Source organism: Bacillus sp. FSL W8-0770, from assembly GCF_038008705.1.
Taxonomy (GTDB): domain Bacteria; phylum Bacillota; class Bacilli; order Bacillales; family Bacillaceae_G; genus Bacillus_A; species Bacillus_A cereus.
Window position 1 is genome coordinate 909,186 of record NZ_JBBOZR010000001.1, and the last position, 20,083, is coordinate 929,268.

Here is a 20,083-nt window from a genome sequence, read left to right on the forward strand (position 1 = left end):
GTTTATTGAATTTTAAGTATTGTGATTTATGGAAGGAAACAAAAACTTATGGTTAAAGAACCTGTGATGTATGACTATATTGGCTGTTTTTATCCAGAAGGAGGAAAGCTGATATGCAAGCATTTAAAGTTGGGAAATTAGTCACATTCGTTGCAATTATAATACTTCTTGTAGTTGCTATTTTATCTCCTTACAACTTATTTAAAAAGATTTATTTTATTATTGGTGTTCTTATTATTGGCGCAATTTCACTTGGTACAAATAAATTCTTTGAACTGATACACAGTAAATTTAATAAGAAATGATATTACTTATGTGATAAAGAAATTCCCCTCTAAATCCTTAATGATTTAGAGGGGAATTTCTACAATATGATTTTACTGGATTACGTGGAACTAAATTAGTCCATCACCATATTGGTGGTAGTCAAGCTGTTGGTGTTCCGCTGCCACTACATCCTGGTTTTGGAGGGATTCATAACGCAGAAAAAACGATTGGAGCATGGGGGAAAAGATGCAGGGATTGAACCACCCCCATATTCTAATGCAGCACATCATCTAACACCTTGGAATGATAGTAGGGCAGAAAAGGCACAAAAATTATTAAAGGAATTTGGGATAGACCATGATTCGGCGGCTAATGGAGTATTTTTACCTTATAAAGTTAATAAATACGTGACTACTGAAGTCTTACACATAGGGAAGCATAGTTCAGAGTATATACTTGAAGTAGAGAGAGTATTAAGTCTTGTTAAGAAACGGGGCGGTACTCAAGAAGATGCTGTTGACGCCTTACATGATATAAGAGAACGTTTATTGAATGGTGAATTAAAATTAAATAAACCGAAGAAAGAGTAATCTTATAATAGAAAAATAACAAAGGAGAGTAAAAATGAAAATTTGGGAATTAAAGAGTTCATTTGATGACTATGAATCCTTTCAACTATTGAACTTAGAAGAAGATTCTAAAAAGTATTTTGAAGGGAAAATTGACTCGGCAGTAAAAGCATCTGATTCATGGGGAGAAATACGTATTAAATGTGTAGAAGAAGGAAATCAAAGTGATTTGCCTCATTTTTGGGGAGAAGTTGGTACGCCAATGGTTAGTGGGAAAGCTAAAAAATTTTTAGAGTCTATACTTGGTGATAATGTAGAATTTCTTCCCCTAATTCATGATGTGACGGGAGAAGTGTATTATATAATTAACGTTTTAAATGCACTAGATGCTATTGACTATGAGAAAGCTATACTAAAGAAACTACGTTCTGGCTTAGTAATAGATTTCAAAAAATACGCATTCTTACCTAATATGGTTAAGAACCAAACGATATTTAAAGTTTACTTAAATGAAATATTACATATTCCTTCCGTTTTTGTATCAGATGAATTTAGAAATACATTGTTAGAAAGTGATTTAAAAGGTTTTGAATTTATCGAGGTATGGGATTCAGAAGCAAACATGTAAAAGAAAGTCCTAAAATAGTTGATAGGAGTTAGTGACATGGATGTAAAGGATTTAAAAATTCTAAGAATGTTAAACAATTATGAGGGAAATGAAAAAGAAATTTTTGAACTGATTCAAGCTGAAGCAATGGTGAAATTTATATGTGGAAAAATCTGATTTTAGAAATTGAAAAAATAGAGAAAAGTTTTAATGATAAACTGAATACACCAGCAACAGATAGTGAAGTTAAGAAATTAAGAGAACGCATGAAAAAGAGTTTTAATGTTGACCTCCCGAGTGAATATGAGGAGTTTCTTAAAACTGTAAATGGATTAGATTTTAACGGGCTAGTACTTTATGGAGTTGACTCTTATTTGTTAGATACAGAAAGGGACGAATCAATTTGCGGGCTTATAGAAACCAATGAGATTTGGTATGAAAATGAATTTCAAAAAGAGTATCTTTTCCTTGGAGATTCAAATATAGCATGGTTCTGTAAAAACTTATCTGATGGTACTTATTTAGAACTTGATAAACCATCTGGTACAGTGATGAATACATATAATGATTGCAACACAATGCTTGAGGAAGCATTGAAAACAGCCCTTCTTTAATAGGAGGTAGTAAAAATTATGTTTAATTTTTTAAAAGAATATGTTGTAGCAGACAGAAGTGTCCGTTCTAAACAAAAACCTATTTTCTATCCTATATATCAAGATGAGATAGATGAGGCAGAAAGCTTATTACAAATGGAACTCCCAAAAGAACTAAAACGCTTTTATCAAGAAATAGGTTATGGGTTTTTAAAGTCTGATAAAAGAACGTTTTTCAACAGATTTATGGACCCGATTTCAGTTGTAGATTTCCGTTTAAGGCAAGATATTTATGAATATAATCCAAACCTAGATGATGATTCATTAGTGTTTTTTGAAGTAACAGAACTTAACTTTTTAACCATTAAATTTAAAGAGGAAAATGAATTAGGTCAATGTCCTATTTACTCTGAAGATGAGAAAATAGCGGATTCTTTAGAAGAATTTTTAATTAAAATGGATGAAAATCCTGACTATTATATTTAATGGATATTAATTCTATTTTGTAGAGTGTGCATTATTGGTTCGTCCTTTTGAGAAGTGTTTTCTAGCTTATGTGATTGCAAAGACAAATAATAATTAATTATGAGTAACAAAAGTAAGACTTATGTGAATTACGCATAAGTCTTTTTAATATTATCCCCAAGTTAAGAAGATTGAGGGGGAAAATTCTCATGAATCTAGGGGAGCTAGTTTAAAAGAAATTAAAAGACAATTAAATATACCTAGATTTCAACACCCGATTAGTCAAAAAATGGTACCATTAACAGATAGTAATGGTAAAAGGATATTAAATGATAATAAACAGCCTATTATAACTCGAGAATTAACATATGAAGTAAAAGGTCAAAAAATTATAATTCAAGATCATTCAGAGGGTCATAAGTTTGGAGAAGGTGGAATTGGAGATCAGTCACCGCATCATAATGTAAGACCTGAATACAATACACGAACAGGACAGGTAGATCGTATGGAGGATCATTATTATTTTGAGAAGAGAAATAATAAATAGGGAGTATAAAAATGATTGATCAATTTAAATTTTTAAATCCACAAGCGTTAATTAGTATTTTTGGGAAAATACCAAAGTTTGAAGAATCAGAGTTATTAGATGTGCGTCTTAAAAGAGATGGCCCTACTTTAGTTATTCAATTGATGACAAAGGAAAATGTTGAAAACAAGCCAAAAAGATGGGATAAGTGGGATGTAATTTATGTAGAGATATCTTTCTTTACTATTCATAATTTAACAATAAAAGGTTTAGGGACAGAAAATATAATTGATTATTTTGAAATAAATACGATAGAAGAAGGTTTATTAAGAATTAAGTGTAAGAATCAAATGTTAGTTGAGTGCTCGTTTGGATGGGCAAAGGTGGAAGGGGTAACCCCAGGTTTAATAGGATTACCATAATTTTGATGGGAAGTAGATAGTTAATTTTTATAATATTCATATTTTAATGTTTTGGGGTTAAATAAGGAATGTATAAAGGACATTTGAAACGTTGATAGTGTTGCAAACATATGAAGCGGAAATTACTAAAATTAAGATACCTGATTATATACCTGTATTAGATGATTATGATAGAAGTGTCAAAGGTGAGATTATAATAGGTGGGTATGGTTATAGATTCCGCAGGAGTTTCATTTAAGTTTGAGAAGGAAGCGAGATAATAGAATGCAAAAATTTTCAAAAATAGTTATATGTGTTGGTGCGTTAATAATGATTATACTAGGCATGATTGTACATGATACATGGAAGGATAGGATTTATTTTTCTTTAGCTGTACTTTTTGTTACCGTACTTTCTTTACTATGGAATATAGTTGCTTATAATATTATGGATAAATTTAGAAAAAAGGAGAATAAATAGCTATGAAACTTTTAATGATCGGAACAATAGCAGGGTGGTTTAATTAACATGAAAAAAAGTATAGATTTTAATAAGAAAGCTTTTGCACATTATATGGCTCTTTATCCTGTAAATGAAATAAGAGTCCACGTAATTGTTCTTGTCCTTTTGGGGGCAGACGTGTTTGTTCTTTTGCCTGCGTTTGCGAATCCTTTTCGGTTACTCTATGTATATATAGTAACTCCTCCAGTTGTTTTTTTAAATTTGTGGGCGATATGGATTGCTATCAATCCTCGGAAACGACAGTTACAATACAATCTATTTCGGGGAGTATATGGCGCCATATGTTCAGTCGGATTATTGGTTATAACTCAAAAATATGCTTATGAAGTGTTACAATTACAAACTCCCATCTATTTTATTCTTTCATTTGGTTTGTATGGTTTTGCTTTGTATTATTTTTATAAAAATCATATTGAAAAACTTCAGGAACTAAGAAAAAAATCAAAATCAGCGAAAGGAACTGGTGGTGTAAAAGTAGCAGCTATTGCAGCAGGATCGGGGCAGTTAATTGCTAATATAATTCTTAGCATTGCAACACAACAGATGGGGGCAATTGTATTTATGTCTGCATGCACAGTGTTTTCGTTTGCTTTGTTTTATATGATTATAGAACTCCATAAGTATTATTATTTACGGAAGCATATAGAAGATGGAGGGAAAATACGTATAGGCTTTTAAAGAGAATTTGTTGCATTTCAAGTATATAATCGCATTCTTCTTATAGTTGGTTAAAGGATAGAAAAAATAGGAGGGACAAAAAAGGTTGTAATTTACGAGAGAAAACAACTACTTATGGTTGAAGAACCTGTAATGTATGACTATATTGGCTGTTTTTATCCAGAAGGATATATTGATCCTGATTATACATTTCTATTTAATCATGATGCTATTGAAGAAATTGTATTTGAAGGTTTTATAGATGAGGAAAAAGAGGCATTTGTAGGATTGCTTAATTGAATAGGATCTAGAAACAGGTAACCTTCAAATTTTGATAAAACTAGCAATCTCTACGCCGAAATTGGTTAAATTATAAGGGGAAAAGCTGGACGCGAAAATGATGAAGAGATTATTATTTTCAAATCAGTTGGTTTGGCTGTAGTAGATATTATCGTTGCGAAGTATTTGTATGGGAATGCGGTGGAGTGCGGGATTAGGAATAGGGTTGAATTTTGAGAGACTGCCTTTTGGTGGTCTTTTTTTCATGAAATCTTGTAAAGCAAGAAAAAGTAGGATATTTAATGATTAGAATTGAATATTCATATTCTAATATTCAGTAGAAAGATAAAACGTTTAAAAGTTCAGAATAATAGATTATAATATGTTTAGTAAAATTAACCAATATATATTTTGCTCATTATGTATTAAAGGGGAAATGAAAATGGCTGGACAAATTCGTATGTCACCAGAGGAGCTTAAATCGAAAGCGGCTCGATATGGACAAGGTGCAAATCAAATTGAGGACATTTTAAGTCAACTACAAAACTTACAAAATGAATTAAGAGGAGAATGGGAAGGACGTGCTTTTGAAGGTTTTGACCAACAGTTCAATCAATTAAAGCCAAAGGTACAAAACTTTGCACAGCTATTACAAGAAATTAATATGCAGCTTAATAAAACTGCAGAGGCTGTTGCTTCTCATGATGAAGAATTATCACGTAATTTCGGTTTGAATTAAAAACGCTTTATTCTATATAACAAGCATTTCAAATGAGCCATACAGCTTATATTGTATGGCTCATTTGATTGCATGCCTAGCGAGCGATTGATAGGGGTATATATTTAATGAGATTTCTTTGATGCGTTTGGAAAACTTATAGAAAGGGTTTGAAAGAATGGGACAATTTCAAAGTAATTTACAAACAGCAACGCAAATGGGATCAGCCTCTGATAGGATTCAAAGTGCAACCAGTCGTTCTATAACAAAGGCGGCGCGTACAACGTTGTCTGTTAATTTCAAATCACAAGAAGCGAATCAGCAAGTTTTAGACTTGACGAAACAATTTTCCGCTGCCTTCCAGCAAGCGGTTGATAATATTCATTCGGTAGCTAAAGAATTTGAGAGAATGGATAACGAACTTCACAATACTTTTCGCTGATGTGACAACCTACGTAAAGTAAAATAGTAGGAGGAAAAAGATGGGTCAAGATATTGAAAATAAAATTAAAGAGTTAAATCTAAAGTTACGAAATGTATTTGAAGAACAGGACCGAAATCAATTCGCGATTCAAGCTCAGGAACAAGCGGAAGCAGATTTTTATGAATGTAGGAGTCGAAATCGTCGTTTGTTTGAACGAATTTTAGGAACTTGGCATGGTGATAGAGAAATGTCCCAGTTTTTTATGAATACGTATCAAGATGCACAACATATTGAACGAAAAGTAACATTTGAATTGGAAAACAAAAAAGAAACATTGTTTAAAGAGAAACGAGATCTTAGTAATTTAGAAAACGCCCTTTCATATCAGCAACAACAATTAGTAAAGGAGGCTAATTCATGAGTTTAAATATGTATTTGGGAGAAGTACAGAACCAAACTCAAAGTATGAATGCTGTATGTACGGCCACCATTCAAGGTATGGAACAAGCGATTCAGTCGATTGATGCTTTTGCAATTGATACTGTGTTACAAGGGCAAACGTATAGCAGTGCAAAATCATTTTTTGTACAAACTTTTCGTCCTCTAGCACAAGGAATTATTTACTTATGTGAAGAACTAATCCGTCAGAATAATGCCTTTCCAAGTCAATTTCAATCACAGGTAGCTTCAACTGATGTTATTGAACAAGAAGTGTTAGAACAAATTCGAGAAATTGACCGAATGAAAACAAGTATGGAAGCTGTCAATCAAGCTATGCCAATTCCGGGTATGGATGCTATGGTAAATCTTTTTATTGTTATGAGGAAAAAACTGCAAGAAAAGCTGGATCATTTGTATCAATTCAATCAGACCTCTAGTAATAATTATAGTACAGCAATTCAATTAGCAGCGAGTATTGCTGCAGGTCTTGCGGAAGTCCAAAGTGGAAAAGGTTTTAATGCTTTAACAGGGATATTTAGTGTGAAAGAATTAAATATGGAATGGACGGTGGCTATTCAAAAAAAATCAGAAGATAAAGTTCATGCTGTTCAAATTGAAAAAGAAGCTGTTAAAAATGATTGGTTTTTGATGGATTCAAAAGAGGTAAAGGAAAAAGCTGAGGAAACAGCTAATGGAGTAGCAACAGTTACGGGAGTAGTTGTAAAAGGAATTGGTAGTATAATAAATGGTAAAAAGTATGAAAAATCATTTACTGAGGAAAAGGGATATGGTGGTATATTTATTAAAGGTCTTACACTTGAAGCAGAGCCATTTGTAAGTTCTCGTACTTATGATAGATTTGATGTAAAAGATAAAGAAAAGAGAGAACAAACCTATGGACCTATGGTTGGTTTTACAGTAGCCCAAGCTGGAATAGAACAAGAGAATATTAAAGGATTTGGAATAGGAGCTGAGGCTAAAGTAGCGATTGCTACTGCAGAGTTAGGTGCTCATGTGGAAAATGGAAACTTACATATAGGAGCTGAAGCTACTCTAGTAAAATATGAGAGTGCTATAAAAATTCCTATTCCATTTATGGATAAAAAGTTACAAATTGGGGGATCAGCATCGCTTGGAACACTCGGGGGATCTTTTGAAGCTGGAAAAAGCGGATTCAAATTCCATGCACCATTTGGTCCTGGTGTAGGTTTATGGGGATTTGGTTTAGAAGTTAGTGTTAAGGAATAAAGGAGATAATTAGTATGAATAAAAAAGTGAAAAATTTTAAATATCTTATGATTATATTAGCTTGTATTGCAATTTTTGGTACAATTTTACCTAATGCATTGGATCCAAATGAAACATTAGCAGGTAACATTTCGGTTGCAGTTTTTGGTACAATTGGTACTTGTTTGTTGTTTTCTATTACTTATTTCATTATAAAAAAGGCTATTTTAAGAAGGGGAAACTAAGATGGTACAAAATTTAGAGTTAGAATTACTTCCAATAGGTTCTGTTGTAATGTTTAAAGATTGGGAACATCCATTAATGGTTTATGGAAGAAAACAGATGGATTCTGAAACAAAAAGAACATGGGATTATGTATGTTGTTATTTTCCTCATGGTAATATTTCTTCGGAGTATAATTTCTTTTTGAATCATGAAGATATTTCTAGTGTTTTACATCTTGGTTTTATTAATGAAACAGAATTAGAGTTTCAAAAATTATTTAAAAAAGAAGTTGAAGAAACACGGTGATTTTTTTAAGCTGTTAGTGTTTTTGAAATAGTTAATGAATGAATGTTAAGACATATATATTTAAAGGAAGGGGACTCTCTATGAAATTACTTCGTTCATTTCTCATTTTGACTCTTGTTGTATTGTTAAGCGCATGTAATACAGCAACAAAAGTCACAAAGGTTCAAAAAAATGGCGAAACGACTTTAACAATTGGTTCTTTGCAGGGGTATTACGATTTACAAACGCTTAAAGCTGAAAAAGGAAATGTGGAAATTCCTTATGAGGCAGCAGTTGAAGAAGGTACGATTTTATTGCAAGTCACAAAAGATGATAAGGTCATTTATGAAGAAGAAGTCACTTCTCAAAAAGAAGGTTTGCTTTCTTTTGAAGCGCCAAAACCCGGATCATATGATTTAATTGTACGTGTGAAGGGTAAAGAAGAGAAAGCAAAAGGAATTCAAATACATACAAAGCTATAAAAAATGGCAATTGATTTTTACCTGTTTGCCAATTCTATTTCTAGTTGGTTTTGGTAATACATGCTTATTAATTTTAAAAAGTAAACGTAAAGTAGCTCCAAAATATACAATAAAAATTGATTTTAGAGCTACTTTCACTTTTGGTGATTCTTAATAAAACATTTAATAAATTTTATAATAATTTAATTCTAATCATTAAAAATCCTACTTTTTCTTACTTTAATAGTTTCTAAAATATAAATAAGAATACCTAAACCAAATATCTTTTCAGCATTAGAAATATTATTACCTAATTTAATAATAGGTACATTTAATCCGAATTTTTCACTCCATTCTAAAGGCATATATCCTTTTTTACAGTTTATTAATATACGATCATCTATTGTACGAAAAGATGTTTCAAAAAAATCAAATTCAACTTCTATCTCAGAAAGTTTTATCTCTTTTTCATTTATTAAAGAACCACGTACCATTCCAAATCCTTGTATCATATTTTCTTTAAACATACCTACACAATTATAATTTGAATCATAAATAGCCCAATCATAATTTTCAATTTCACTATGAAAGTATGCAAGAATTTCTCCATCACTTGCTTCTAATCCAAAAACTTCTTTATTTTTTAAAATAGGTAATGTTGAAGAAATCATCTTTGTTCCTGCTACATATCTTCCATCAGGAGTATATAAACCTAAATGTTTATTATTGCTGGGTAATTCTAACAAAACATAAGTATCAATATCCCAAAATGTTAAATCATTTTTAACTATATTTTTTTCTAGTAAATTTCCTTTGCTTAATTGCCAAAATCCAATACTAAAAAATACAAGAGAAGCTATAATAATTAAGATTACTGGTCCCCAATTAATGTTACCCCAAGTATTATACATACCAATTAATCCATAAAGAAAAAGCCCAGTTCCAATTAAACACTTAAACTTCCCCTTTTTTTTATAATACTCAAATAATTCCACGCAAACACCTCTATCAGTTGATTTTAATACTCCAATTATTCTTTAAATATAACAAAGAAAAAATGTATAATCTAACGTTTTTTCGAAAATATAATTAAAAAATAGTAATTCTAAATAAATTAAATTTGAAATGTATCAAGAATATTATCTTTTTTTTCTTTGTTGATACCAATGTATTTTAGTGTGATTTGTGTTGTGCTGTGATTTGAAATTTCTTGCAACATGGCTACATCTTTAGTAGGTGGGGCTAATTTCTTAACACTTGTCGCAGAAGTAGGAAGTGGTGGGTTAGCATCACCAATTGTTCTTCCATTAGATGCAGTTGCTACAGCGGCTGGTGTTGTTGTACATGGTGGATTGGTTTGGGATAAATCGATTCAAAATGCTAAGGATACTCTTCAAAAATTCGAGTCTTCTCCATCTTCTGGTGAGCGTATTAATAAAGTTAAAGAGAATGGTAAACTTAATAAAGAGGAAAATGCTACTAAAGGGATGGATAATACCAGCAATAAAACCAGCGGAGATAATCCAAAAGTAATTGAGGAATTAGAGGAACCTGTTATTGATGGAAAGCGAGTTGGAAGTGGAGAAAAGATTGATAAAGTAAAACTTATTTGGGGAAGAGATGAAAAAGGAAAGCCTATCATAGTAAAAGAGTTTCCTCATGTCCCTAAGGAACATGGCTTTTCTGATATTGTTGATAATTACTCAAGATTTGCTGATGAATTTCCATTAGTAGGAGGAGATCGTATTAGTAGAATATTCTTCCAAATAGAAGGAAGCAACGGTGGTAAAAAAGGTGTCTTTGAGTGGATTGTTGAACCAAATGGAAATGTAAGTCATAGAAGATTTATTGAAAATGGTACTGTTACAGGGAAACCAAATCAAGTTCCCAAAAAGTAAAAGGAGAATTATATGGATTTAATAGATTTTAAGAACAAAGGTCTTAAGTATGATTGGAAAACTATTTATACCGGTGTAAATAAAAAATATTTCGAACCGAATGTCATTTCTGATTATGCGGTGGAACTAATGGAAGCCGGTGATGATGAAGCTTTTGTTAATGAACTAGCTTGGGGAATAGATTCTAGTGATTTAGATAAAATTTTGTTTGAAATTAAAGATTTCCACTTTCCTAATCTAGAAGAAAATAGTAAAGAATTACAGAATGAGATAAGTAAACTCAGATTCGTTTACTTATCTAAGTTAAAAGAAAAGATTACTGATGAGGATGAACTATTAAATAGAATTGCAGAGTTTTATGATAGACATGATTATCCTGAAGATATGACAAGTTTTATTACTTATATGCCCCAAGATACCCCAACTACGAAGGAAGATTTGTTAAATAGGTTTTATAAATTTTTGGATTCAGAGAAAAAATTTATTGAATAGCTACTTTGCTAGATTCTGAGGGCAAGAAATGAATTTTTTGAAGAACAAGCCTTCTTTAAGATTGAATATTTCAATGAACCATGTTATCTAGCTTGGAGTAAGTGAAGAGAAAGTTACATATGGAGAATGATCAACAAAAGAGACCTAACATTTGCGGTCTCTTTTGTTGATTTAAATTAAAAAGTATCATTTAAGTGGATGCCCTTTTATACCTCTTACTTTACATACAAATAGGCTTCAATTGCTGATACATAGTATCTTTTATCCTTGCTATTATGTACTTTGTATTGTGGCGCTCCATTCACAGTTACCTTTACATCAATGGTAAATCCTAATCTTACCTCTAAAGCACCAACAACATCTTTACCCTGCCAAGAAAGAGATTCATCGAGTTCAGATAAACGAAGAACACAGAATACATAATTTTAACTAGACTTATTATTAACTAATGTATCCCCACCACCAAGCTCTGCCTCAATCTGCGAAGTCTTCGATGACTCATCCATACGCCAATACGTAATAAAGCTGATCGCGATACATCCAGCTACGTAGAAGTAGAATAGTGACTCCATTCCGATACTCTTTAGCCATAATGCGATGAACTCAGCTGTTCCGCCAAATATCGCGACTGTTAGTGCATATGGTAAACCTACGCCGAGTGCGCGAATTTCAGTTGGGAAGAGTTCTGCTTTTACAATTGCGTTAATCGATGTGTAACCAGTAACGATAATGAGACCGACCATCATGAGTAAAAATGCTACGATTGGTTCTGTCGTTTTTTCCATAAAGAAGAAGATTGGTGCTGTTAGTAATGTTCCGAGAATACCGAATGCCATTAATAGTGGGCGTCTTCCAATTTTATCGGATAGTAGTCCTGCAATTGGTTGAAGTACGACGAAAATAAGTAGTGCGACAAAGTTAATCCAGCTTACAACTTCTTTCGGAAGACCGACTGTGTTTACCATGAACTTTTGTAAATATGTTGTGTACGTATAGAATGCGACAGTGCCTCCTAATGTTAGGCCGACTACTGTTAATACTGCTTTCGGGTGTTTCATAAGAGCGCGAACAGTTCCTGCACTTTCGCGTTTTTGTGATTTTATGTTTGCGAACTGCTCCGATTCATCCATCGTGCGGCGAAGCCATAATACAGCTACTGCGCCCATCGCTCCAATAATGAACGGAATGCGCCAGCCCCAAGCTTTCATATCGGGTTCGCTTAGCAATTGCTGAAGAACAATTTGAACGCCTAACGCAACCATTTGCCCAGCAACGAGCGTTACATATTGGAAACTTGAATAAAAGCCGCGGCGACCACTACTAGCCATTTCAGATAAATATGTGGCAGAAGTTCCGTACTCTCCGCCAAGTGATAATCCTTGTAGTAAACGGGCAAGAACTAAAATAATTGGTGCCATAATACCGATACTTTCGTAACTAGGTGTACAGGCAATAATTAAAGAACCACCGGCCATAACCGTAATCGAAAGTGTTAATGCTGCCCGGCGTCCGTGCCGATCTGCATAGCGTCCCATTAATAAACTTCCGATAGGGCGCATTAAAAACCCAACTGCGAAAATAGCTGCTGTGTTGAGTAACTGACTCGTTGGATCTCCTTTAGGAAAGAACTCTGCTGAGAAGTAAACAGCGAAAGCAGAGTAAACGTACCAATCGTACCATTCAATTAAATTGCCGACAGAACCTTTGAAAATATTGCCGGCGACTCGATTAGATTTTGCTTGAGCCATAATAATTCCTCCTCTTGCTTATAAATAAAATGATAATTATGAAAGCGTGTTCATTATAGTTGAATTGTACTGTCTGTAGAATAAAATCTCAATATTATGACAATTTTATTCTTTTTGTACTTTATGTACATGGAGAGTTTTAATAGTTGCTTCCTTATTCGTTTTGTCATAATAATAGAAAAAGGAGATTGATAGTTTAGAATATTTTATCAAAGGATATGAAGTATGAAGAAATCACGAAAAGTGTCATTGCAAACGAAAATAGTAAGCTTAATTATTACGTTAATTTTATTTGTTGTTCTCCTATTAGCAGGAATATTTGTTTACATTCAGTCCGTTGATACGAAGCGCCAAGTGGAGCAGCTAGCACTACAAACAGCGAAGTCGCTTTCTTTTATGCCAGCTATAAAAGATGCTTTTCAAAATAACGAGCATAAAAATACGATTCAATCCATTGCGGAACAAGTTCGGGAGCAAGCTGGTGCAGATTATGTAATTATAGAAGATCGTTATGGGGTTATGTATTCACATTCTAATTCTGAGTTGATTGGAACAAAGAGTAACAATTCATATAACTATGAGGCACTCACTTTTGGTGGTTATTATACGCTCGAAGGAAATGGTACAAGCGGTCCAGTTTTAATGGCGAAAGCACCCATTATTGTTCATAACGGAGATTACGATCAAGTAGTAGGCGTTGTGACAGTAGAGTTTTTAATAAAAGGCATTGAATCTAACATATTGAGTAGAACGAAAGAAATTATACTCTTTTCCTTAGCTGTATTACTAGCTGGAATTGTTGGTGGCATTCTTTTAGCACGTAGCATTCGTAAAGATACACTCGGTTTAGAGCCGAATGAAATCGCAGCGCTATACCATGAAAGAAGTGCGATATTACTATCTATAAAAGAAGGAATTATAGCTATTGATCAAAACGGTTTTATTACGATGATGAACACCTCGGCAGAAGAAATGCTACATGTAAATGGTGATTATATGCAGCAGCACATTTCAAAAGTTTTACCGGAATTTAATATGGAAAGAGTGCTAGAAAACGATCAAGAAATCGCGTTTCAAGATAAAGTGTTTATTTTAAACATGACACCGATACTTGAAAATAACAGTACGGTAGGAGTTGTATGTAGTTTTAGAGATAAAACAGAACTGCAAAACCTTGTGAACACAATATCTGAGGTAAGAAAGTATTCTGAGGACTTACGCGCTCAAACACATGAATTTACAAATAAGCTTTTCGTTTTATCAGGATTACTTCAGTTAGGACATTACAAAGAGGCGATTGAATTTATCCAGCAAGAATCTAATATTCATCAAAGCCAAAATCATATTTTATTCCATCAAATTCATGATGCAAAAGTACAAGCAATTTTATTAGGAAAAATCGGAACAGCATCTGAGAAGAAAATTGATTTTCATATTGAAGGAGATAGTGCGCTTCATCCGTTACCAGACCATATAAAAGTATCACACCTTATTACGATCCTTGGAAACATAATCGATAATGCATTTGATGCGGTGAGTGAACGAGAGGAAAAGAGAGTTTCCTTCTTCGTTACGGATATTGGGCACGACATTGTATTTGAAGTGATAGATAGTGGAGCTGGGATACCGGCAGAAAAAATCACGACCATTTTTCAAAAAGGGTTTTCAACGAAAGGAAATGATCGTGGTTACGGACTAGCAAACATGAAAGAAATGGTAGATGTACTAGAGGGAACAATTGAAATTCAAAACGAGAAAAATGGGGGAGCGATTTTTACAATTTACCTTCCGAAAACATTGAGAGAAAGTACATGACAAACAGGGGGATGGGCATATGTTGAAGGTTGCAATTGCAGAGGATGATTTCCGCGTCGCGCAAATTCAGGAAGAGTTTTTATCAAAAATAAAGGACGTAAAAGTGATTGGAAAGGCATTGAACGCGAAAGAAACGATGGAACTACTACAAAGGGAAGAAATCGATTTACTTCTATTAGATAATTATTTACCAGACGGAATCGGAACAGACTTACTGCCGAAAATCCATGCCGACTTTCCAAACGTTGACGTCATTATGGTTACGGCGGCAAATGAAAACCATATGCTAGAAAAAGCAATTCGAAACGGCGTAAGCAACTACCTTATAAAACCGGTCACGTTAGAAAAATTCGTCCGCACAATTGAAGACTATAAAAGAAAGAAACAATTATTACATAGTAACAATGAAGTGAATCAAGCACTCATCGATAACTTCTTCGGCATTTCGCAAACACAAGACATAAAAAACTTACCGACAGGTGTGGATCCGTTAACACTGCAAAAAGTGAAAGGGATTATAAAAGGATTCGAAGAGGGCATTACAATAGAAGAAATGGGAGAACAAATGGGTGCCTCCAGAACAACCGCAAGAAGATATTTAGAATACTTAGTAGCGACCGGCGAATGCACAGTAGAATACACATACGGCATCATCGGACGACCAGAACGGAAATATCGCATAGGACGAGGACTATGAAAAAACGATTATTACTATGTATATGGATCATGACAGGAGTAATAGCTGGTTGTTCTGTAGAAAAAAAGAAAAAGAATAAAGTGAACATAGAAGAAGTAGAAATCGTTGCACCAAACGTTCAAGGAGCAGGATGGGACTTAACGGCACGAGCGATGCAAAAAACGCTAACAGAAGAAAAAATCTTCACAAAACCAATCATTGTTACAAACAAAGTAGGTGGCAGCGGTGATGTCGGATGGAAATATACGAAACAAAAAGGCGGTCACGTACTAGCGATTAACTCAAGCTTACTCATAACGAACAACCTACTAGGCCACAGTAAACTAACATATAAAGACTTCACGCCGCTCGCAACACTTGCATCGGACTGGGAAGTCGTTGTCGTCTCGAAAGAATCAAACATAGAAAACGCAAAACAACTAATGGAACAACTAAAACAAAACAAGAAAAACTTCAAAATCGGCGTTGCACCAGGCCTAGGAAACGACGATCACCTATCATTCGTACAAGTAAGCAAAGCATTCGGCATAAACCCTGCCGAACTACAATTCTTCGTCTACGAAAACAAAGAAAAAATCATAAACGCCCTAACGAACAAACAAATCAGCGCCGCAACCATGACCCTATCCGAAGCCGAAAAACAATACAAAGCCGGCAAAATAAAAATACTAGCCGTATCCGCACCAAAACGACTAGACCGCCTACCAGAAATCCCAACATGGAAAGAACAAGGAATCAACGTCATATTCCAGCACTGGAAAGGAATTATGGGCCCGAAAGATATGACGGAGGAAGAGGTTGCTTATTGGGATGGTGTGATTAAGAAGATGGTGGAGAGTGAGAGTTGGAAGGGGATTTTGAGGGAGCGGGGGTGGGAGAGTTTTTATAAGGATAGTGGGGAGAGTAGGGGGTTTTTGGAGGAGTGTCATTTTAGGTATGAGGAAATGGTGAAAAAAGAGGCTTAAGAGGGAAGTATTCAATCAGGCTTTATTTTTGTAGTTACTTCTATATAATATAAAAGAGATGAGAGTGTTAGGCTAATTGTATTAAAAGGGCTAGATAGGGATAGATAAAATCTAGCTTACTGATTAAAAATATATTAGTCGTTAAAAGATATAAAAGGCATTTTTCAGTCTATAAAGTGTGGAAACATAAAGTATAGAGTTTCTGTGAGATTTAAGGAGGACATAATGAAGAAAAATATTTATGTTGTTGGAGCAGTAATTGTTCAAGATGAGAAAATTTTATGTGCACAAAGAGGACCATCTAAATCGCTACCTCTTATGTGGGAATTTCCAGGTGGGAAAATAGAAGAGGGAGAAACACCTCAAGAGGCGTTAAAGCGTGAAATTGATGAAGAAATGCATTGTAGCGTGCAGATTGGTGAGCAAATTGATTATACAGCCTATGAGTATGATTTTGGTATTGTTCATTTGAAAACTTTCTATTGTAAACTTGTTGAAGGAAGTCCGGTTCTAACTGAGCACGTAGCAATTAAATGGTTATATCCGAATGAACTAGCAGCTTTAGAGTGGGCACCTGCGGATATCCCGACTATTGAGAAATTATCAAAAGAATCGATTGTAAAGTAATTTGAAAAAAACTATTCGTTTTATACGGATAGTTTTTTATATTTGTAATAAATTTGCACTTTAAATCAGTGAGTAATACAATTAATATAAAAAATTGTCATAAATGGTGATCATATGGAGAATTTTATTCAAAAATTAGAGGGGTCTTTATATAAAGGGTTTATTGATCAAAAACATAATCATCCTGGAATATATAAGCCGAAATTATTAGTAAACAATACGAAAAAAAATGAAAATGTTTTAAGCTCATTATTGGAGGAGCTAGAAAATAGTACATCTTTTATTTTCTCAGTAGCTTTTATTACAGAAAGCGGGCTAGCGACTTTAAAATCACATTTCCTTGATCTTAAACAAAAAGGGGTTAAAGGACGTATATTAACATCTACATTCTTAAACTTTAATACACCAAAAGTGTTTAGAGAGTTAATGAAACTTGAAAATGTAGAAGTAAGATTAACAAATTTATCTGGTTTTCATTCAAAGGGATACATATTTGATAATAAAACACATTGTTCATTAATTGTCGGTAGTTCAAATCTAACTGCACATGCTTTGAAGGTAAACTATGAATGGAACGTTAAGTTAACATCGCATGAAGATGGAGAGATTGTACAGCATTTTAAAAACCAATTTGAAGAAGTTTGGGAGCATTCTCAAGTATTAACCGAAGAGTTGATTGCAAATTACGAAACAATATATGAGCAAGCTGCAGAAAATAAGTTACTAGATCGAGTTATAGAATTACCTGGTCAATATCACAATTCAATTGAAGAAGCTTTGAAAATTACCCCAAATAAAATGCAACAAGCTGCGTTACAAGAAATACAAGCTATTCGAGACGCCGGAAAAGAAAAAGGCTTAGTTATCTCTGCAACAGGAACGGGGAAGACATATCTTTCAGCATTTGATGTCAGAAATTTTGCACCTAAACGGATGTTATTTATTGTTCACCGAGAGCAAATATTAAATAAAGCGAAATCCGATTTTCAAAAAGTTCTTGGTGGGATAGATGAGGACTTTGGAATTTTATCAGGGTCAAATAAACAAATAAATGCTAAATATTTATTTGCGACGATCCAAACCATTTCAAAAGAAGAAAATTTACAGCAATTTGATCCTGGGTTATTTGATTATATTTTAATAGATGAAGTTCATAAAGCAGGTGCTGGTTCTTATCATAGAGTTATTGATTATTTTAAACCGAAATTTTTAATGGGAATGACCGCTACACCTGAACGTACAGATAATTTTAATATTTATGAGCTATTTGATTACAACATTGCTTATGAAATTCGATTGCAAGAAGCACTTGAAGAAGATATGCTTTGTCCTTTCCATTATTTTGGAGTAACTGATTTTGAATATAATGGTGAAAAGATAGATGACACTACTGTTTTATCTAAACTTGTTACGGAAGAACGAGTAGATCATATAGTTGAAAAAGTAAAATATTATGGTTTTTCTGGTGAGAAAGTAACAGGACTAATGTTTTGCAGCCGAAAAGATGAGGCAGAACAATTATCACATGCCTTAAATAATAGAGGTTTTCGCACATTTGCATTAACCGGCGATCATTCCCAAGAGGAAAGAGAACTGCGGGTGAATCAATTAGAAAATGGCATACTGGATTATATTTTAACAGTAGATATTTTTAATGAAGGTATTGATATTCCGAGTGTGAACCAAGTTGTTATGTTGAGACAAACTCAATCAAGCATTATCTTTATACAGCAGTTAGGGCGTGGACTTCGAAAACACGATTCGAAAGATTTTGTTACGATTATTGATTTTATTGGAAACTATAAAAATAACTATTTAATTCCGATTGCCCTTTCAGGAGATAGATCACAAAATAAAGATAATATACGTAGATATACAAATGACACGAGTTATATTAAAGGTATTTCAACAGTTAACTTTGAAGAGATAGCGAAAAAGCAGATCTTTAAAGCGATTAACAATAGTAATTTAACAGCAATGAAAGTATTGAAGGAAGCTTTTGCTGAGTTGAAAAATAGAATAGGAAGAACTCCATATCTATATGACTTTATAGTAAACCATTCTATTGATCCAGTTGTACTTGCAGAAGGATATTCGAACTATTATCAGTTCTTATTGAAAATGAAAGAAGATGTCCCTGCATTAACAGAGTACGAAAATAAAGTTTTAACGATGTTTTCATTGGAAGTATTGAATGGAAAACGTAAAAACGAAATCGTTTTGTTAGACTTATTATTAAAGCAAGAAAAAGTTGATAAGGATGAGTATATAAAACAACTTGAAGAATCTAATTGCTTAACAGATGATGAAACGATTACTTCAGTACAACGAATTTTTGAATTAGAGTTTTTCTCACAAAACAGTCAAAAGAAATATGGAGAAAAGCCAATTCTCTCTTTACAGGACGATAAGATGTATATGTTTAATGATTCTATCCGAAAAAGCTTAGAACAAAATCAATACTTTAAGCGTATGGTTATGGACATTATTAAAAGTGCAAGGAAAAAGAGCAAAAACTATGAGTGTGATAGTAACCTTACTGTATATAAAAAATACTCAAGAAAAGATGTGTGTAAACTTTTAAATTGGCATAATGACGAGAGCTCAACTATGTATGGTTATAAGACAAAGTACTATACTTGTCCAATATTTATCACATACCATAAAAATGATGAGGTAGAATCCAGTGTGGACTACGGTGATGAATTCCTTAATCAAGATGTTCTTAAATGGTATACAAGAAGTAATAGAACATTAAAATCAAAGGAAGTTCAAACAATTATTGATGCTAAAGAAAATAATATTGACGTCCATATTTTTGTGAAAAAAGATGATGACGAGGGAAGCGACTTTTACTATTTAGGAAAAGCGACACCTGATAAAGCAAGTGTAGAACAAACTGAAATGAAAGATAAAAATGGAAAAGAACTACCTGTTGTTACGATGAATATGATTATGGAGAAATCAATTGATAATAAGATCTATGATTATATAAAGGACGGTAATGTTTTGTAGGTATATTAAATTTTTAATATCTTTATGTTTCTAAAATTATTAAGCGAATATAGATGGGGCTGTATCAAAATGACATCGGAGTATGCTTTTGATATGGTCTTTTTTATTGGAATTTAATATGTTTTTTATTAGATTTGTGGATTCATTTAATTGGTTTAA

Annotated in this window: 24 protein-coding genes and 6 pseudogenes; 26 read left to right on the forward strand and 4 right to left on the reverse strand. The window is 33.2% G+C overall.

Annotated elements, in window-relative coordinates:
* Window positions 1-9: 9 nt before the first annotated feature.
* From NST27_RS04705 to NST27_RS04795, 19 genes and pseudogenes are all read left to right on the forward strand, one after another.
* A pseudogene (locus NST27_RS04705) lies at window positions 10-102 on the forward strand (DUF4176 domain-containing protein); the annotation flags it as partial.
* Between the two features lie 11 nt (window positions 103-113).
* Window positions 114-305: a hypothetical protein gene (locus NST27_RS04710; RefSeq protein WP_001147554.1), complete on the forward strand. Its 192-nt coding sequence runs from the start codon at window positions 114-116 to the stop codon at window positions 303-305.
* 107 nt (window positions 306-412) lie between these two features.
* Window positions 413-526: pseudogene (locus tag NST27_RS04715) on the forward strand (hypothetical protein); the annotation flags it as partial.
* Window positions 495-857 carry an AHH domain-containing protein gene (locus tag NST27_RS04720; RefSeq protein ID WP_000399811.1) on the forward strand — a complete coding sequence of 121 codons (363 nt, stop codon included), beginning with the start codon at window positions 495-497 and terminating at the stop codon, window positions 855-857. The pseudogene NST27_RS04715 and the gene NST27_RS04720, both read left to right, overlap by 32 nt.
* 34 nt (window positions 858-891) lie before the next feature.
* On the forward strand, window positions 892-1,464 hold the full coding sequence (locus NST27_RS04725; protein ID WP_000707083.1) for an imm11 family protein: 573 nt from the start codon (window positions 892-894) through the stop codon (window positions 1,462-1,464).
* Window positions 1,465-1,604: 140 nt separating this feature from the next.
* A complete protein-coding gene (locus NST27_RS04730; protein ID WP_000265786.1) occupies window positions 1,605-2,057 on the forward strand; it encodes a YrhA family protein in 453 nt (150 codons plus the stop codon).
* Between the two features lie 18 nt (window positions 2,058-2,075).
* Window positions 2,076-2,522, forward strand: a complete 447-nt coding sequence (locus NST27_RS04735; protein WP_000481685.1) for an SMI1/KNR4 family protein — start codon at window positions 2,076-2,078, stop codon at window positions 2,520-2,522.
* Window positions 2,523-2,790: 268 nt separating this feature from the next.
* The gene (locus NST27_RS04740; RefSeq protein ID WP_000249011.1) at window positions 2,791-3,048 is read left to right on the forward strand and encodes an HNH/endonuclease VII fold putative polymorphic toxin; all 258 of its coding nucleotides are present in this window, start codon (window positions 2,791-2,793) and stop codon (window positions 3,046-3,048) included.
* 11 nt (window positions 3,049-3,059) lie between these two features.
* Window positions 3,060-3,449: an immunity 50 family protein gene (locus NST27_RS04745; protein WP_000566918.1), complete on the forward strand. Its 390-nt coding sequence runs from the start codon at window positions 3,060-3,062 to the stop codon at window positions 3,447-3,449.
* Between the two features lie 507 nt (window positions 3,450-3,956).
* Window positions 3,957-4,628, forward strand: a complete 672-nt coding sequence (locus NST27_RS04750) for a hypothetical protein (RefSeq protein ID WP_000748166.1) — start codon at window positions 3,957-3,959, stop codon at window positions 4,626-4,628.
* Window positions 4,629-4,685: 57 nt separating this feature from the next.
* Window positions 4,686-4,907 carry a DUF4176 domain-containing protein gene (locus NST27_RS04755; RefSeq protein ID WP_050541178.1) on the forward strand — a complete coding sequence of 74 codons (222 nt, stop codon included), beginning with the start codon at window positions 4,686-4,688 and terminating at the stop codon, window positions 4,905-4,907.
* A 36-nt stretch (window positions 4,908-4,943) separates the two neighbouring features.
* A pseudogene (locus NST27_RS04760) lies at window positions 4,944-5,123 on the forward strand (ornithine cyclodeaminase family protein); the annotation flags it as partial.
* 205 nt (window positions 5,124-5,328) lie between these two features.
* Window positions 5,329-5,625, forward strand: coding sequence for a WXG100 family type VII secretion target (locus tag NST27_RS04765; protein WP_000918592.1), 297 nt, complete (start codon window positions 5,329-5,331; stop codon window positions 5,623-5,625).
* A gap of 157 nt (window positions 5,626-5,782) precedes the next feature.
* Window positions 5,783-6,046, forward strand: coding sequence for a TIGR04197 family type VII secretion effector (locus NST27_RS04770; RefSeq protein WP_047385684.1), 264 nt, complete (start codon window positions 5,783-5,785; stop codon window positions 6,044-6,046).
* Between the two features lie 40 nt (window positions 6,047-6,086).
* Window positions 6,087-6,449 (forward strand): DUF3958 family protein, encoded by a 363-nt coding sequence (locus NST27_RS04775; protein WP_000529428.1) that lies wholly within the window; start codon window positions 6,087-6,089, stop codon window positions 6,447-6,449.
* Window positions 6,446-7,717: a T7SS effector LXG polymorphic toxin gene (locus NST27_RS04780; protein ID WP_000056068.1), complete on the forward strand. Its 1,272-nt coding sequence runs from the start codon at window positions 6,446-6,448 to the stop codon at window positions 7,715-7,717. The genes NST27_RS04775 and NST27_RS04780 overlap by 4 nt, the downstream gene beginning before the upstream one ends.
* A 14-nt stretch (window positions 7,718-7,731) precedes the next feature.
* The gene (locus NST27_RS04785) at window positions 7,732-7,941 is read left to right on the forward strand and encodes a hypothetical protein (protein ID WP_001036917.1); all 210 of its coding nucleotides are present in this window, start codon (window positions 7,732-7,734) and stop codon (window positions 7,939-7,941) included.
* A gap of 1 nt (window position 7,942) precedes the next feature.
* Complete coding sequence (locus NST27_RS04790; protein WP_000250500.1) at window positions 7,943-8,227, forward strand: DUF4176 domain-containing protein; 285 nt, start codon at window positions 7,943-7,945, stop codon at window positions 8,225-8,227.
* A gap of 80 nt (window positions 8,228-8,307) precedes the next feature.
* On the forward strand, window positions 8,308-8,688 hold the full coding sequence (locus NST27_RS04795) for a BA_1872 family lipoprotein (protein ID WP_000771855.1): 381 nt from the start codon (window positions 8,308-8,310) through the stop codon (window positions 8,686-8,688).
* Window positions 8,689-8,876: 188 nt separating this feature from the next.
* On the opposite strand, the gene NST27_RS04800 is transcribed toward NST27_RS04795, so the two are convergent.
* Both NST27_RS04800 and NST27_RS04805 read right to left on the reverse strand, forming a co-directional pair.
* Window positions 8,877-9,662 carry a hypothetical protein gene (locus NST27_RS04800; protein WP_000418486.1) on the reverse strand — a complete coding sequence of 262 codons (786 nt, stop codon included), beginning with the start codon at window positions 9,660-9,662 and terminating at the stop codon, window positions 8,877-8,879.
* A gap of 119 nt (window positions 9,663-9,781) precedes the next feature.
* Window positions 9,782-9,901, reverse strand: a pseudogene (locus NST27_RS04805) (tyrosine-type recombinase/integrase); the annotation flags it as partial.
* Between NST27_RS04805 and NST27_RS04810 the strand changes: the two are divergent.
* A pseudogene (locus NST27_RS04810) lies at window positions 9,894-10,565 on the forward strand (hypothetical protein); the annotation flags it as partial. The pseudogenes NST27_RS04805 and NST27_RS04810 sit on opposite strands and share 8 nt — an antisense overlap.
* 12 nt (window positions 10,566-10,577) lie before the next feature.
* On the forward strand, window positions 10,578-11,057 hold the full coding sequence (locus NST27_RS04815) for a DUF2247 family protein (RefSeq protein ID WP_000364135.1): 480 nt from the start codon (window positions 10,578-10,580) through the stop codon (window positions 11,055-11,057).
* A 215-nt stretch (window positions 11,058-11,272) separates the two neighbouring features.
* On the opposite strand, the pseudogene NST27_RS29510 reads toward NST27_RS04815, so the two are convergent.
* Both NST27_RS29510 and NST27_RS04820 read right to left on the reverse strand, forming a co-directional pair.
* Window positions 11,273-11,443: pseudogene (locus NST27_RS29510) on the reverse strand (N-acetylmuramoyl-L-alanine amidase); the annotation flags it as partial.
* A 39-nt stretch (window positions 11,444-11,482) separates the two neighbouring features.
* Window positions 11,483-12,805, reverse strand: coding sequence for an MFS transporter (locus tag NST27_RS04820; RefSeq protein ID WP_000035824.1), 1,323 nt, complete (start codon window positions 12,803-12,805; stop codon window positions 11,483-11,485).
* 225 nt (window positions 12,806-13,030) lie between these two features.
* Between NST27_RS04820 and NST27_RS04825 the strand changes: the two genes are divergently transcribed.
* From NST27_RS04825 to NST27_RS04845, 5 genes are all read left to right on the forward strand, one after another.
* Window positions 13,031-14,620, forward strand: a complete 1,590-nt coding sequence (locus NST27_RS04825) for an ATP-binding protein (RefSeq protein WP_000749658.1) — start codon at window positions 13,031-13,033, stop codon at window positions 14,618-14,620.
* A gap of 19 nt (window positions 14,621-14,639) precedes the next feature.
* Window positions 14,640-15,317, forward strand: coding sequence for a response regulator (locus NST27_RS04830; RefSeq protein ID WP_000921550.1), 678 nt, complete (start codon window positions 14,640-14,642; stop codon window positions 15,315-15,317).
* Window positions 15,314-16,282 (forward strand): tripartite tricarboxylate transporter substrate binding protein, encoded by a 969-nt coding sequence (locus tag NST27_RS04835; RefSeq protein ID WP_000746658.1) that lies wholly within the window; start codon window positions 15,314-15,316, stop codon window positions 16,280-16,282. The genes NST27_RS04830 and NST27_RS04835 overlap by 4 nt, the downstream gene beginning before the upstream one ends.
* A gap of 225 nt (window positions 16,283-16,507) precedes the next feature.
* Window positions 16,508-16,909 carry a (deoxy)nucleoside triphosphate pyrophosphohydrolase gene (locus NST27_RS04840; protein WP_000739608.1) on the forward strand — a complete coding sequence of 134 codons (402 nt, stop codon included), beginning with the start codon at window positions 16,508-16,510 and terminating at the stop codon, window positions 16,907-16,909.
* 114 nt (window positions 16,910-17,023) lie between these two features.
* Complete coding sequence (locus tag NST27_RS04845) at window positions 17,024-19,924, forward strand: DUF3427 domain-containing protein (RefSeq protein WP_000427029.1); 2,901 nt, start codon at window positions 17,024-17,026, stop codon at window positions 19,922-19,924.
* The last annotated feature ends 159 nt before the right edge of the window (window positions 19,925-20,083 follow it).

Coding starts and splice junctions, on each gene's coding strand:
- NST27_RS04710 (WP_001147554.1), top strand. CDS start 114: ATGCAAGCATTTAAAGTTGGGAAATTAGTCACATTCGTTGCAATTATA.
- NST27_RS04725 (WP_000707083.1), top strand. CDS start 892: ATGAAAATTTGGGAATTAAAGAGTTCATTTGATGACTATGAATCCTTT.
- NST27_RS04730 (WP_000265786.1), top strand. CDS start 1,605: ATGTGGAAAAATCTGATTTTAGAAATTGAAAAAATAGAGAAAAGTTTT.
- NST27_RS04735 (WP_000481685.1), top strand. CDS start 2,076: ATGTTTAATTTTTTAAAAGAATATGTTGTAGCAGACAGAAGTGTCCGT.
- NST27_RS04740 (WP_000249011.1), top strand. CDS start 2,791: ATGGTACCATTAACAGATAGTAATGGTAAAAGGATATTAAATGATAAT.
- NST27_RS04745 (WP_000566918.1), top strand. CDS start 3,060: ATGATTGATCAATTTAAATTTTTAAATCCACAAGCGTTAATTAGTATT.
- NST27_RS04750 (WP_000748166.1), top strand. CDS start 3,957: ATGAAAAAAAGTATAGATTTTAATAAGAAAGCTTTTGCACATTATATG.
- NST27_RS04765 (WP_000918592.1), top strand. CDS start 5,329: ATGGCTGGACAAATTCGTATGTCACCAGAGGAGCTTAAATCGAAAGCG.
- NST27_RS04770 (WP_047385684.1), top strand. CDS start 5,783: ATGGGACAATTTCAAAGTAATTTACAAACAGCAACGCAAATGGGATCA.
- NST27_RS04775 (WP_000529428.1), top strand. CDS start 6,087: ATGGGTCAAGATATTGAAAATAAAATTAAAGAGTTAAATCTAAAGTTA.
- NST27_RS04780 (WP_000056068.1), top strand. CDS start 6,446: ATGAGTTTAAATATGTATTTGGGAGAAGTACAGAACCAAACTCAAAGT.
- NST27_RS04785 (WP_001036917.1), top strand. CDS start 7,732: ATGAATAAAAAAGTGAAAAATTTTAAATATCTTATGATTATATTAGCT.
- NST27_RS04790 (WP_000250500.1), top strand. CDS start 7,943: ATGGTACAAAATTTAGAGTTAGAATTACTTCCAATAGGTTCTGTTGTA.
- NST27_RS04795 (WP_000771855.1), top strand. CDS start 8,308: ATGAAATTACTTCGTTCATTTCTCATTTTGACTCTTGTTGTATTGTTA.
- NST27_RS04815 (WP_000364135.1), top strand. CDS start 10,578: ATGGATTTAATAGATTTTAAGAACAAAGGTCTTAAGTATGATTGGAAA.
- NST27_RS04820 (WP_000035824.1), bottom strand. CDS start 12,805: ATGGCTCAAGCAAAATCTAATCGAGTCGCCGGCAATATTTTCAAAGGT.
- NST27_RS04825 (WP_000749658.1), top strand. CDS start 13,031: ATGAAGAAATCACGAAAAGTGTCATTGCAAACGAAAATAGTAAGCTTA.
- NST27_RS04830 (WP_000921550.1), top strand. CDS start 14,640: ATGTTGAAGGTTGCAATTGCAGAGGATGATTTCCGCGTCGCGCAAATT.
- NST27_RS04835 (WP_000746658.1), top strand. CDS start 15,314: ATGAAAAAACGATTATTACTATGTATATGGATCATGACAGGAGTAATA.
- NST27_RS04840 (WP_000739608.1), top strand. CDS start 16,508: ATGAAGAAAAATATTTATGTTGTTGGAGCAGTAATTGTTCAAGATGAG.
- NST27_RS04845 (WP_000427029.1), top strand. CDS start 17,024: ATGGAGAATTTTATTCAAAAATTAGAGGGGTCTTTATATAAAGGGTTT.